At 70.1% G+C, this 13,232-nt stretch carries 13 protein-coding genes; 3 read left to right on the top strand and 10 right to left on the bottom strand.

Features of this window, described 5'->3' with window-relative positions:
- The 6 genes from ABZU75_RS17140 to ABZU75_RS17115 all read right to left on the bottom strand — a co-directional run bounded on the left by ABZU75_RS17140 (nt 1) and on the right by ABZU75_RS17115 (nt 6,170).
- Entirely contained in the window at nt 1-975 is a 975-nt protein-coding gene (locus ABZU75_RS17140; RefSeq protein ID WP_355554942.1) for a copper transporter, read from the bottom strand.
- Entirely contained in the window at nt 972-2,183 is a 1,212-nt protein-coding gene (gene steA / locus ABZU75_RS17135; protein ID WP_355554940.1) for a putative cytokinetic ring protein SteA, read from the bottom strand. Before steA ends, ABZU75_RS17140 begins: the two co-directional genes overlap by 4 nt.
- Nucleotides 2,184-2,342: 159 nt before the next feature.
- Complete coding sequence (gene recN, locus ABZU75_RS17130) at nt 2,343-4,055, bottom strand: DNA repair protein RecN (protein ID WP_355554938.1); 1,713 nt, start codon at nt 4,053-4,055, stop codon at nt 2,343-2,345.
- A 90-nt stretch (nt 4,056-4,145) separates the two neighbouring features.
- A complete protein-coding gene (locus ABZU75_RS17125) occupies nt 4,146-5,051 on the bottom strand; it encodes an NAD kinase (RefSeq protein ID WP_343968981.1) in 906 nt (301 codons plus the stop codon).
- A gap of 130 nt (nt 5,052-5,181) precedes the next feature.
- Nucleotides 5,182-6,000, bottom strand: coding sequence for a TlyA family RNA methyltransferase (locus tag ABZU75_RS17120; protein ID WP_355554935.1), 819 nt, complete (start codon nt 5,998-6,000; stop codon nt 5,182-5,184).
- Nucleotides 5,997-6,170: a hypothetical protein gene (locus ABZU75_RS17115; RefSeq protein ID WP_350966147.1), complete on the bottom strand. Its 174-nt coding sequence runs from the start codon at nt 6,168-6,170 to the stop codon at nt 5,997-5,999. The genes ABZU75_RS17120 and ABZU75_RS17115 overlap by 4 nt, the downstream gene beginning before the upstream one ends.
- Before the next feature lie 437 nt (nt 6,171-6,607).
- Between ABZU75_RS17115 and ABZU75_RS17110 the strand changes: the two genes are divergently transcribed.
- The gene (locus tag ABZU75_RS17110) at nt 6,608-6,955 is read left to right on the top strand and encodes an SCP2 sterol-binding domain-containing protein (protein ID WP_355554932.1); all 348 of its coding nucleotides are present in this window, start codon (nt 6,608-6,610) and stop codon (nt 6,953-6,955) included.
- Nucleotides 6,956-7,016: 61 nt separating this feature from the next.
- Here the strand turns inward: ABZU75_RS17110 and ABZU75_RS17105 are convergent, their stop codons facing one another.
- The gene (locus ABZU75_RS17105; RefSeq protein ID WP_355554930.1) at nt 7,017-8,024 is read right to left on the bottom strand and encodes an HAD-IIA family hydrolase; all 1,008 of its coding nucleotides are present in this window, start codon (nt 8,022-8,024) and stop codon (nt 7,017-7,019) included.
- Between the two features lie 50 nt (nt 8,025-8,074).
- Nucleotides 8,075-8,416 (bottom strand): tetratricopeptide repeat protein, encoded by a 342-nt coding sequence (locus ABZU75_RS17100; RefSeq protein WP_350966146.1) that lies wholly within the window; start codon nt 8,414-8,416, stop codon nt 8,075-8,077.
- Nucleotides 8,417-8,627: 211 nt separating this feature from the next.
- Here ABZU75_RS17100 and ABZU75_RS17095 point away from each other — a divergent pair, with 211 nt between their 5' ends.
- Together ABZU75_RS17095 and ABZU75_RS17090 are read left to right on the top strand one after the other, a co-directional pair.
- Nucleotides 8,628-9,986, top strand: a complete 1,359-nt coding sequence (locus ABZU75_RS17095) for a DUF1015 domain-containing protein (RefSeq protein WP_355554927.1) — start codon at nt 8,628-8,630, stop codon at nt 9,984-9,986.
- A 188-nt stretch (nt 9,987-10,174) separates the two neighbouring features.
- Nucleotides 10,175-11,101 (top strand): MBL fold metallo-hydrolase, encoded by a 927-nt coding sequence (locus ABZU75_RS17090; protein ID WP_350966144.1) that lies wholly within the window; start codon nt 10,175-10,177, stop codon nt 11,099-11,101.
- Nucleotides 11,102-11,200: 99 nt separating this feature from the next.
- Here ABZU75_RS17090 and ABZU75_RS17085 read toward each other — a convergent pair whose 3' ends face one another.
- Both ABZU75_RS17085 and ABZU75_RS17080 read right to left on the bottom strand, forming a co-directional pair.
- Nucleotides 11,201-12,298, bottom strand: coding sequence for a hypothetical protein (locus tag ABZU75_RS17085; RefSeq protein WP_355554924.1), 1,098 nt, complete (start codon nt 12,296-12,298; stop codon nt 11,201-11,203).
- Nucleotides 12,205-13,232 (bottom strand): hypothetical protein (locus ABZU75_RS17080; protein WP_355554922.1); only part of this gene is annotated, 1,028 nt, incomplete at its 5' end. The genes ABZU75_RS17080 and ABZU75_RS17085, both read right to left, overlap by 94 nt.

Raw genomic sequence — 13,232 nt, 5'->3', positions numbered from 1 at the left:
TCATCCTCCGGAGGTGGCCGTGACGGCCGTGGGGGTGGGCGTCGCGCTGGGCTTGATACCAGAGACGCCGGAGCCTATGCCGTACTGACCGGCGAGCCCGGCCAGTTGCTCTCGGAGAGCGTAGACCACCACGACCCGCCCCGCGGGCATATCCGCGGTGTCGACACTGGAGACCTTCTCCGTGAAGGAGGTCTCCTCACGGAGCGCGGTGATGATCCCACCGGCCGCGGCGGAGGTCTGCGTACCGGCCAGTACCGTGCCCTGGCCCACCTCGTCGAGGCCCAGCGCCAGTGCCACGAGCGCGCTCGCCCGCCCGGCGGCGGTCTCTCCGGTGTACGCCTCCGCGGGGGCGATCATCAGGGCCAGTTCCGCGCGCTTGGCGGGGTCGTCGGTGATGGTGAGCAGACCGGCGCGCTGGAAGGCGTCGAGGATGCCCACGCCGGCCGGGTGCTCCTTGCCCGCCTGGACGGGGTCGCTGGTCACGATCGCGTCGGCGAGCACCTGGGCCGCCTTGTCGTATGCCGTGCCCTCGACGGGGAAGACGGTCTCGGCGGCCTTGGCCCCGACGGCCAGCTTGTCGACGAAACCCGTCTGGGTGGGATCGATGTACCTCTCGGTGAGGGTGATCCGGCCGGTCACGATCGCCCCGGCCTCCTCGATCACCTGCTGCGCCGACTCACGCACGCTCACCGTGGCGCCCGGTGCCTCGACGACCACGACCCGCTTGCCCACGAGCGCGTCCTGGACCAGCCGGGGGGTGTCGGCGGCCACGAAGGCGTCGTTGCCCGCCTCCCGCCTCTGCAGGGCCTCCACCTGGGTGCGGAGCTCGTTGTTGCCCTCGCGGAGCTGGTTGGCCAGGCCCTCGCTCGCCTTGATGACGGGGTCCTCGAGGAGGGTGGTGCCCAGCACGATGCCCACCGACAGCGCGAGGAAGATCGCGACGATGGAGACGAGGTGATAGCGGAAATCGATCACGAGAAGAGTCCGACCAGCCAGAAGATGAAGCTGCTCCAGACGTCGCGGACGCTGTCCAGCCAGATCTTGCCCACCGGAGAGACGACGATCGCCACTCCCATGGTGATCAGCGTGGTGGCGACGAGCAGGAGCAGGGACGGGGTGGAGATCCGGCTTCGGTAGAGCCGGCTGACGCCCTTTGCGTCGACGAGCTTGCTGCCCACCCGCAGGCGGGTGAGGAAGGTGCTGGCCATGCCGGAGCGCCCCTTGTCGAGGAACTCCACCAGCGTCGCGTGGGTGCCGACGGCGACGATGAGGTCGGCGCCCTTGTCGTCGGCGAGCAGCATGGCGATGTCCTCGCTGGTACCGATCGCCGGGAAGATCACCGCGCTGCGGCCGAGCTGCTGGACCCGTTCCAGCCCCGGCGCCCTGCCGTCGCGGTAGGCGTGCACGACCAGCTCGGCACCGGTGGTGAGCGCCTTGGTGGAGACCGAGTCGAAGTCGCCGACGATGATGTCCGGCAGGTAACCGGCCTCCAGCAGCGCGTCGGCCCCGCCGTCCACCCCGATCATGACCGGGCGGTATTCACGGATGTAGGGGCGGAGGGCGGCGATGTCCTCCTTGTAGTGGTAGCCGCGCACCACGATGAGGACGTGCCTGCCCTCCATGACGGTCCGGATGTCGGGAACGCCGATCCCATCGATGAGAAGGTCACGCTCGCGGCGGACGTACTCCATGGTGTTGGCCGCGAACGCCTCGATCTGCACGGTCAGCCCGGCCCGCGCCTCGGTCATCGCGGCCTCGACGGACTCGGGGGTCTGCACGTCGCCCTTGCCGACCGTCTCCTCGTCGAGGTAGACGACGCCCTCGTGCAGCCGGACCAGGTCTCCGTCCTTGATCCGCTCGAACAGCTCGGAGGTGGCGTTGTCCACGAACGGCACTCCGGCGTCAACGATGATCTGCGGGCCCAGGTTGGGGTAACGGCCGCTGATGCCCGCGGCGATGTTGACGACGCCTGCCGCCCCGCACGCGACAAGCGCCTCCGCGCTAACCCGGTCAACGTCAACGTGATCGATAATCGCGATTTCCCCGGCCCTGAGGCGCTTGGTCAGCCTCTTGGTCCGCCGATCGATTCTCGCCACTGCCGTCACCCCGGGAAGGTCCGCGACCTTCCTGCGGCGGAGGTACCCGGTGAGCCTGTCTTGAAGCCCGTCAATCGGCACCTTCATCACGACCATCCTGCCAGAGTGAACGACCAGGAGAGCCAAACAGTCGGCAGCGTGTCAGATACGTCACCCGTGACCCCCGCCACCTGCTCCCCCGGAACATACGGATTACTCTTTCAAACCGCTACTTACTCCCTCGTCTCTCCTTCCGGAGGCGTCCGGTCACGCCTTGTCCGCGGCCGCGATCGACAGGAGCTCCTCCGCGTGCGCGCGGCCCAGCTCGGAGTTCTCGAGCCCGGCGAGCATGCGGGACAGCTCCCGCGCCCTGCCGTCCTTGTCGAGGGCGATCACGCCGCTCCGCACCACGCTCCCGTCATCGGCCTTCTCCACGACGAGATGCTGGTCGGCGAAGGCCGCGACCTGCGGAAGGTGGGTGACGACGATCACCTGGGAGGTCCTGGCCAGCCGCGCCAGCCTGCGGCCGATCTCCACCGCGGCCTTGCCGCCCACGCCCGCGTCGACCTCGTCGAAGACGAACGTCGGGACCGGGTCGGCCCCGGCGAACACCACCTCGATGGCGAGCATCACCCGGCTCAGCTCGCCGCCCGAGGCGCCCTTGTTCAGCGGCAGGGGCGGCGAGGCGGGGTGCGGCGACAGCCGCAGCTCGACCTCGTCGACACCGTGCGGGCCGAACTCGGGGGCGGCGACGATGGTGACCACCACCCTGGCGTGCGGCATGGCCAGCGCGGTGAGCTCCTCGGTCACGGCCTGCCCGAAGCGCTCCGCGGCCACCGACCTGACCCGGGTCAGGTCGGTGGCCAGCTCGGTGAGGCGCCCGGTGAGCTCCTCGTGCTCGCGGGTGAGCTCACCGATGCGGTCGTCGTCACCGTCGAGCTCCGCGACGCGTGCGGCGGCCCGAGCGGCCCAGGCGAGCACCTCGGCGGTGTCCTGGCCGTACCTGCGGATGACATGGATGAGCGCGGCCCGCCGCTCCTGCACCGCCGCGAGCCGACCCGGATCCGCGTCGATCGACTCGGCGTACGCGGCCAGCTCGGTGGCGACGTCGGAGATCAGGTACCCCGCCTCGGCGAGCCTTTCGGCGATCCCGGCGAGCGCCGGGTCGAAGTCGCGCACCGCCTCGACCGCCGTGCGGGCCTCGCCGACCAGCGCGATGGCGTCCGGCATGGCCTGCTCACCGGACATCGGGTCACCGAGCAGCGCCCGGTGCGCCGTCTCGGCGGCACTCCGGAGGGAGTCCGCGTGGGAGAGCCGTTCCTCCTCCTCGCGCAGCTCGGTCTCCTCGCCGGCCTTGGGGTCGACCCTCTCGATCTCACCGAGCCCGAACCTGAGCTGGTCGGCCTCCTGGGCGCGCTCCCTGGCTCTGGTGGTCAGCTCGGCCAGCTGCTCCGCGATCTTCCTGTGCCGTTTGTACGCCTGCTCGTAGGCGCGCAACGGCTTGACCAGTTCCTCGCCCGCGTAGCGGTCGAGAGCGGCGCGCTGGCGGCCGGGCTGCAGCAGCCGCTGCTGGTCCATCTGGCCGTGCACGGCCACCAGGTCCTCGGCCAGGTAGGTGAGCGTGCCGACGGGGACGGTGCGCCCCCCCAGCCAGGCGCGGCTGCGCCCCTCGACGGAGACGGTCCGAGAGATGATCAACTCGCCGTCCTCGACCTCACCGCCCACGTCCTGCACCTGCTGCGCGACCCGCCCCTCCGGGTCGACGATCAGTGTGCCCTCGATGGTGGCCCGCTCGGAGCCGGGGCGGACCCGGGCGGGATCGGCCCGGCCGCCGAACAGCAGCCCCAGACCGGTCACCACCATGGTCTTGCCCGCACCCGTCTCGCCCGTGACCACGGTGAATCCCGGCGATAGCACCAGGACGGCCTCGTCGATCACGCCGAGCCCCTGGATGCGGACCTCCTCGACCCTAGGTCGCACTGGTCCCTCCCGTCACATCGAATTCACCGAACATCAGTGCGGTGCGCGGGCACGATCCTACGCGCTTGAGACGTCACCCGCCCTGCCGTACTAGGGCCTCACCCGTCCGCGCCACCCCTGTACAGGGAGATCGAACTTGGCGACCAACCTGTCGGTGAACGGCGCGCCCGTGTCCTCCAGACCGTGCAGCCGAGCCAGTCGTACCGGTAGCTCGGCCCGCCGCAGTTCCACCCTCGCCCCGGCGGGCAGGTCGAACCTGCGGCGCCCGTCGCACCACAGCACCGCTCCCGCGGTCTCCGTCTGGACCTCCAGCGCGAGCCTGGAGCGGGGCGAGACCACCAGGGGCCGGGAGAACAACGCATGGGCACTGATCGGCACCAGCAGCAGCGCCTCCACCTCGGGCCAGACAACCGGCCCTCCCGCGGAAAAGGCGTACGCGGTGGAACCGGTCGGCGTGGCGCAGATCACCCCGTCACACCCCCAGCGCGACAACGGGCGCCCGTCGATCTCGGCGACCACCTCGAGCATTCTCTCGCTCTTCTCGACGGTGGCCTCGTTCAGCGCCCAGCTGTCGGCCAGCAACTTGCCGTTGAGGCGGGCGGTGACCTCGATGGTCATCCGCTCCTCGACGTCGTAGCGACCTTCCACCACGCTGTCGACCGCGACCGCCAGGTTCTCCACCTCGGCCTCCGCCAGGAAGCCCACGTGTCCGAGGTTCACCCCCAGCAGCGGCACGCCGGCCGGGCGGGCGAACTCGGCCGCCCGCAGGAGGCTCCCGTCGCCGCCGAGCACGATCATCATCTCGGCGTCGTCGACCGCCGCCGAACCGGCGGGCACCACGTCGGCCCCGGCGCAGGCGATCTCGTCGGCCTCGGCGCTGAGGACGCGCACGGTCAACCCGGCGTCCAGGAACCGCTGGATCACCATCCGGGCGCTGTCGACGGCCGCCGGCCGGCCGGTGTGCGCGGTGACCAGCACGACGCGCTTGGCAGTCATCTCATCTCCTCGAGCGTGGAGACCCCGAGCTCTGGCTCTGGGGAGGAAGTCCAACTCAGCTCTTCCAGTGTGGATGCCCCGAGTTTCGGCTCCGGGCAGGATGTCAGGTCGCGCTCTCCCGGGTCGCCTGCTACCGGGGGCCCTCCGCCACCGCTCGCTCGATCTCGGCGCCGAGGTCGGCGACCGGCGGAGCCCCCTCTCCCTTACCCAGCCAGATGACGTACTCGACGTTGCCCGACGGGCCGGGCAGCGGGCTGGCGGTGACCCCTCGCACGGTCAGGCCGAGCGCCCGCGCGGCTTCGGCCACGTCGTGCACGGCCTCCGCGCGGAGCGCGGGGTCGCGGACGACGCCGCCCGCGCCGACCCGCTCCCGGCCGACCTCGAACTGGGGCTTGACCAGCATCGCGAAATCGGCCCGCTCGGCGGCGCAGCGCACCAGGGCGGGCAGCACCAGGCGCAGCGAGATGAAGGAGAGGTCTCCGACGACCAGGGTGGGCGCCTCGCCGACCATGTCCGGCGTCAGGTCCCTGACGTTGACCCGCTCCATGACCGTGACCCTGTCGTCGGTCCGCAGTGACCACGCGAGCTGGCCGTAGCCGACGTCGACGGCCAGCACGTGGGCCGCACCGCCGCGCAGCAGCACGTCTGTGAAGCCTCCGGTGGAGGCACCGGCGTCCAGGCAGCGGCGCCCGGCGACCGTGAGGCCGAGGGGGCCGAATGCCTCCAGCGCGCCGAGGAGCTTGTGCGCCCCTCGCGAGACGTAGTCCGGGCCCTCGGCCGCCTCCACCACCACGATGGCCGAGGCGGTGTCGACCTGGGTCGCCGCCTTGGCCGCCACCCGGCCGCCGACGCTGACCCGGCCGGCCTCGATGAGCTGGGCCGCCTGTTCCCTGGACCGCGCCAGCCTCCTGCGGACGAGTTCGCTGTCGAGGCGTGCCCGCCGGCTCACGGGTGCCGGTCCGGGACGTCGTTCACCGAGGCGAGCGCCTGCTCCAGTCCGGTGAGCACCTCCTCGAAGACGTCCGCGTGCGCGGAGACGGGCAGGGCGCCGAGCCGGGCGAGCCCGCCCAGCGCGGCGTCCGCCCGCTCGTCGCCCGTCTCCTCAAGCAGGTCCGTCATGCGCCCCCTCCGGATCCTCTCCTGGCCGCCTCGGCCGTCGTGGCCGTCTCGGCGCCCCTTGCCGCCGCACGGACGCGACGCTCACCGGCCCCGTGCCCGTGAATTCCCCGACCGTATCGGAACCCGCGTCCCCCGTCGCCCCGGCGGGCCTTCCCGGTTCCGTCGCCGCCCGCCTCCCTCCGCCCCGGCGTGGGTCAGAAGAGCGGGTTCTTCAAAGCTGGGTAAAGCGCGAACTATCGCGGGGGTCTCGCGCGTTGTCATCTCGTTAAGGTCGGCGGCCGCCCAAGCGCACCCTCCTCGGGGTTTCGTACGCCGCGGTGTACGCCTCTTTCCCGGCACACCCCCGCGCCGGATTGCATGCCGTACCCATGTGGAACGCTACCGTCCGTACCTGAAAGGGATTCAGGCCGGTCCGGAAGAGAAGGGAGCGCCACGCGATGGCGACCGTCGACGAGTGCCGGGCGGCACTGCGCAAACTCGGCGAGCAGTTCGACGAGGTTGACCAGGCAAGCCGCGCCAAGCACGTGGTCGAGCGCAGTATCAGCTGCCACATCAAGGATCTCGGCGTGACCTTTTACGGTCGCATCCACCACGGCGGCCTCGGCCCCTTCGAGGATCAGCCCTCGGACGACGGCAGGGAGGCCGAGGTGAAGCTGACCATCGGCAGCGATGATCTCGTCGCCCTGGTCAACGGGGAACTCGACATGGGACGGGCCGTGTTCGGCGGCCGGGTCAGGGTCGACGCCAGCTTCGGAGACCTTCTCCGCCTGCGCAAGCTTCTCTGAGGATCCCGCCCGAGGGCGGGATCACCTGAGGGGAGAGGCCGCCTGGACGAAGGTGGCCCTCTCAGCCGGCGGACGAGAGCGCGGAGTCGAGTGCCGCCTTCACCGCGTCCTCGTCCGCCCGGCCCTCCCCCGCGGCCTCCCAGGTCGCGGCTGAGGCGGCGCGGAGGCCGTCGAGCGGCTCACCTCCACCCTCAAGGGCGAGGGCACCCCCCTCCCAGCGGGCCGTCCACCCGTCGCAGGTCCACCCGTCCCCGGCCCGCCGTACCTCGGGATAGGGCCGGTGCAGTGCGGACAGATCGCCGGCGACATAGGTCGGCCGGTGCCGGGGGGCGGCGGTCAGCACGTCGAGCGCGCTCGCCACCCCCGTCAGAACCAGCAGGCTGTCGACTCCGGCGTTGGTCGCCCCCTCGATGTCGGTGTCGAGCCGGTCGCCGACCACCAGGGGCCGCCGCGATCCGGTACGGAGCATCGACTCCCGGTGCAGGGGCGGCTCGGGCTTGCCCGCGACGATCGGCTCCACCCCGGTCGCCGTGGCGATGACCCTGACCATCGCGCCGTTGCCGGGAAACTCGCCCCTGCCGGTCGGCATGGTCGAGTCGGCGTTCGCGGCCACGAAGAGCGCCCCCTCCCGCACCGCGAGTGTCCCCTCGGCCAGCAGGCCGTAGGAGAGGTCGGGGGCTATGCCCTGGACGACCGCGACCGGGCTGTCCAGGGCGGTGCTGACCGGGCGCAGACCATGGGCGCGCAACGCGGTGCGCAGTCCCATCCCGCCGACCACCAGCACCGCGGCACCCGGTTCGACCCGCTCGGCCACGAGCCGTGCGGCGGCCTGGGCGGAGGTGACGACGTCGTCGGGGGTCGCCGGAGCGCCCAGCGCGCTCAGGTGCTGGGCGATGGCGCCGGGGGTACGTGAGGCGTTGTTGGTGACATAGGCGAGGCGCACGCCACGCTCCGCCGCCCGGCGTAGCGCCTCGGGCGCCCCGGGTACGGCGTCGCGCCCGAGATACACCACCCCATCGAGATCAAGGAGGAGGGTGTCGTACAGGTCGATCAGCGCGTTCGTGTCCACTGGCCTATTTCATCACCCACGTTCCATTGCTCGCACAGATCACATACGGATCACATCCGGCGGGCCCGTAACGTGGCGCGCACGCTTTTCAAAGCGGAGACGTAGTGCCGCTGGTCGGGCCGCATCGCGACGGCGATGGCCAGCGGCTCCTGGGCTCCCTCCATGTCCCCGGTCCGCCACAGGGCGAGCCCGAGACCGAAATACGCGTAGTCCTCGGCTGGATTCGCATCGATGATCCAGCGAAAGCTGTCGACCGCGTCGGCGTACTGCCGGGAGTTGAACTGCGCCCGGGCGAGAGCCTCACGGATGCTCCGGGACTCCGGCTCCGCGTAGGCCGCCCGCTCCAGCAGCGCGGCAGCCGCCGCCGGGCTCCCCTCGGCCAGCAACCTCATCCCTCGTTGAAACCATTCGTAGACGTCCCCGACCGGAGCGCCCGTCTCGGGGTTGGGGGAATCAGACGGACCGCTACGTCCTTGGACCATTGTGTGAGGCCTCCTTCATCGACAGACGACAGATCTGGCCGACTCCCTGACGGGACCGGGCACCACCGCAGCCTCGAGACGGCGCCCGGCCGTTTCAGGCCTTTATGGCAGCATGCCCTCTATGGCGAATCCTGAACTGCCGGTGCCCGGCGGGCTGGTGCTACGCCCGTTCCGCGGCGTACGGTTCACGGTCGACGATCTGGCCGGGGTCACCTCACCGCCTTACGATCTCATCGACGAGGCGGGCGTACGGGAGTTGCTCGACACCCACCCCAACAACGTGGTGCGTTTGATCCTTCCCGGCATCGACCAGCCCAGGTACGCCGAGGCGCGGGAGAAGCTTCAGGAGTGGCTCTCCTCCGGAGTGCTGGCCGCCGACGAGACACCCGCGATCTACGTCTACGAGCAGTCCGGGCCCGGGATCCTGCAGCGCGGACTCATCGGCGACGTGGGCCTGGCGGGGCCGGACCAGCACATCGTCCTGCCGCACGAGAACGTGATGCCCGGACCGGTCGCCAACCGGCTGGCGCTGATGCGCACCACGGAGGCCAACCTGGAGCCGATCTTCCTGCTCTACGACGGCGCGGGCGGCGCCGCCACCCGTCTCGTCGACCGGACCGCCACATCCCGGCCTCCGCTGGCGGAGGCGGTGACCGGCGACGGGGTCAGACACCGGCTGTGGGCCGTCACCGACACCGGTGAGCTCGCCTCCATCAACGCCGATCTCCGCCCTCGCCAAGCCCTGATCGCCGACGGGCACCACCGCTACGCCACCTATCTCGAACTCCAGCGGGAACACCACGCCTCAAGGCCCGCAGAGCCCGGGCCCTGGGATTTCGGTCTCGCACTCCTGGTGGACTCCGGCGCCTACCCCCCGCATCTGAAGGCCATCCATCGGGTCATTCCCGAACTGCCGCTCGGGGAGGCGCTGGCCAAGGCCAGGGGCTCCTGGCAGGTACGGGAGCACGCGGGCCTGGCCGAGGGGCTGGCCGCGCTGGAGGAGAGCACCGGACCGGCCTACCTGTTGTCCGGCGGGGGCCCCACCTACCTGCTCACCGACCCCGACCCCGACCGGCTCGCGCACGCCATGCCGACCGACCGCTCGGCCGGATGGCGGGCGCTGAACACCTCCATCCTCGCGGAGTTCCTCCTGCCGAAGGTGTGGGGGATGCGGGACGACGAGCGTTCGGTCCGCGTCGTCCACCACGATCCGGAGGCCGCCACACAGCTCGCGCGGGCCTCCGGCGGGACGGCGGTGCTGCTGCGCCCGCTGGCGGTCGAGGACGTGCTCGCGATCGCGGCCCGGGGAGAACGGGTGCCCCGCAAGTCCACCTCCTTCGGCCCCAAGCCCCGCACCGGCCTGGTCCTGCGTCTGCTCAGCACTTCGGCCCAGAGCCCGCCCACGAGCGGTCCGGCCCCCCAGGAAGCCGGGGCTTTGAGCGACCCCGAGGTCTCTGGCTCCTGGAGGTCCGAACAGTGACCGGGATCACACGTTCACCCCGGAGACGACAGCTCAGCGGCCCTCACAAGCGGCACCGGGTCGCTTGCCTGCGACACCTTTCTTCGCGTACGGAAGCGAGCGACCGAGGACGACTCTCTACGATGTGAGCTGCACCGGAATGGCCGAATACCGTTCTGGGGACGCCGGTTCCAGTTATGAGGTGACCTGTGGACAACATCACCGCCCTCGGCGGAGACGTCTATGAGATCGACACGAGGATGGCCGGATACTCCAGTATCACGGCCGGATACCTGATTCTCGGAGATCGGCCCTGCCTGGTGGAGACGGGTACCTCCACCTCGGCTCCCGTGGTACGCGACGCCCTGACCTCGCTGGGCGTCGGCCCGGCGGATCTCGCCACGGTCGTTGTCACGCACATTCACCTGGACCACGCGGGCGGAGTCGGGGACATCGCCGGTTTCTACCCGGACGCGGAGATCGTGGTTCACGAGAAAGGCGCCAGGCATCTCGCCGACCCGTCCAGGCTGATGGCCAGCGCGCGAATGGTCTGGGGCGACAAGCTGGACACCCTGTTCGGCGAACTCTCCCCCACCGAAGCCTCACGAATTCGCGCGCTAGGCGACACAGGCAGTGTCGACCTCGGCAACGGACGCACGCTGAGCAGCCACTACTCCCCGGGACACGCCAAACATCACGTGGGGCTCATCGACTCCGGCACCGGTGACCTCTACGTCGGCGACGCGGCCGGGGTCTACCTTCCGGAGACGGGCGACCTACGCCCCGCCACGCCCCCGCCGGACTTCGACCTGCGGACCGCGCTGGACTCGATCGCCCTGTTCAAGGCGCTGGGCCCGCAACGGCTGCTCTTCAGCCACTACGGGCCGGTCACGGACGTGGAAGAGATTCTGGGACGCTCCGCCGAGGAGTTGCGCGTCTGGGTCGACCTGACCCGTCAGGCCCGCGCGCAGGCCATGGACCTGGACCACGCGGTGGCCATGGTCAGGGAGCGGACCCGTGACCGCTATGCGGCGCTGAAGGCGGACGAGGCCACCGCCGAGCAGTTCGAACTGCTGAGCGGCGCCCCGTCCAACGTGGCTGGAATCCTGCACTGGCTGGACCGGACAGAGTCGTAAGGACGCGTCCCTCAGGCCCAGGACCGCACTGGAATCGCCATTTCGGGTGAACGGGCCGTTCGCCCGTTCACCCGAAATACGGCGAAGTCCCCCGGGGAGCTACTTCTCCTCGGGCTTGCTCCGGCGATTCTGGCCCTGCTCGTCGGCCTCATCCCGATCGTCGTGGATATCGGGGGCATCGCGGAGAATGTCGCCGAAGTCAGGTTCGATGAAGGCCGGCTCGACAGCCAGGTCGGCCTTTCCCTCCTTCTCCTGGATCTTCCGCTCGATACCCGCCGTTCCGTTCGCGTCAGGAGCGCCGTTGTCCAGGGCGTCACCGATCACGGGCCTTCCCGTGCCGAACGCCTCCTCGTAGAGATCGTCTTCGTCCTCGATGTCCGCGTCCAGAGTCGCCGCGTCGTCGATGTCGACCTCGTCGATGACGTCGTCGGCGTCGATCTCGTCATCGTCATCGGCGTCGTCCAGGAAGCGGTCGTCGTCGACGGCTTCCTCGTCCTCGAACTCGTCGTCCTCTTCGAGATCCTCGATGACGGCCCCGGTCAGCTCCGCGTAACGCTCGGCCGCATCGGTCTCGCCGTCCTCGTCGAAAGCCATCGCCCGGCCGAACCACTCGGTGGCGGGCCCCTCGTGACCCGCCTCGAACAACGCGTCGGCGTAGGCGAAGGCGAGACGGGCCGACCAGGGCTGGGGACGCGTGTCGCGCAACTCGGGAAGGCGCTGGAGGGTGATGACCGCGGCATCGTTCTGGCCGAGATCACGCCGGGCGCCGGATTCCACGATGGCGAGCTCGATCTTGCCGACGCGGTCGAGCCGCTCGGCCTCCTTGGAGCGGACCAGGTCGAGGGCGCGCTCGGGGCGGCCGAGGCCACGCTCGCAGTCCGCCATGATCGGCAGGAACGAGTCAGAACCCGTCATCCGGCGGGCCGCACGCAGGTCACTGAGTGCTTCGGAGAAGTGGCCGGCATGGTAGGCCGCGATGCCGACGGCCTCGCGGATCACTCCGATCCTGGCCGCGAAGCGGCGGGCGACCTTGGTGTGCTCGTACGCCCGCTCCGCGTCGTCCTCGCCCAGAGCCCTCTCGGCTGCCACGAGGTGGCGAGAGATCAGCTCCGCGAGGTCGAGCGGGAGGGAACGGAGTTCCTCGCGAATCTCCTTGTCGAGCTCCTCCGCGGTGATGTCCGGGGCAAGCTCGGGCAATTCCTCACGCTGGCGGCTGGGAGCCTCGTCACGGCCACCGGGCCGGTCATCCCGGCCGTAACGGGTGCGTGACCCCTCACCATCGCGGTCTCCCCGGTAGCCGCCGGCGGGACGGTCGTCACGGTTGAACGGCCTGCGCTCACCACGGTCATCTCGGTTGAAGGGCCTGCGCTCGCCGCTGTCGGGACGCGAACCGTAACGGCTACGGGCCTGGTCACGGTCACCGTACGAACGACGCTCCCCACCCGGACGATCATCACGGTTGAACGGCCTGCGCTCACCACGATCATCACGGTTGAAGGACGGACGATCTCCCCGGTAACCACCACTCGGACGATCATCTCGGTCGAACGGCCTGCGCTCACCACGATCGGGACGCGAACCATACTGACCACGCGACTGATCGCGGTCACCGTACGAACGACGCTCCCCACCCGGACGATCATCACGGTTGAACGGCCTACGCTCACCACGATCATCACGGTTGAACGACGGACGCTCCCCACCCGGACGGTCATCACGGTTGAACGGCCTACGCTCACCACGATCATCACGGTTGAACGACGGACGCTCCCCACCCGGACGGTCATCACGGTTGAACGGCCTACGCTCACCACGATCATCACGGTTGAACGACGGACGCTCCCCACCCGGACGGTCATCACGGTTGAACGGCCTGCGCTCACCACGATCGTCACGGTTGAAGGGCCTGCGCTCGCCGCTGTCGGGACGCGAACCGTAACGGCTACGGGCCTGGTCACGGTCACCGTACGAACGACGCTCCCCACCCGGACGATCATCACGGTTGAACGACGGACGCTCCCCACCCGGACGATCGTCACGGTTGAACGGCCTGCGCTCACCACGATCATCACGGTTGAAGGACGGACGATCTCCCCGGTAACCACCACTCGGACGATCATCTCGGTCGAAC

The sequence above is a fragment of the Streptosporangium sp. NPDC005286 genome (assembly GCF_040607515.1).
Classification (GTDB): domain Bacteria; phylum Actinomycetota; class Actinomycetes; order Streptosporangiales; family Streptosporangiaceae; genus Streptosporangium.
This window is presented reverse-complemented; position numbering and strand designations above follow the sequence as displayed.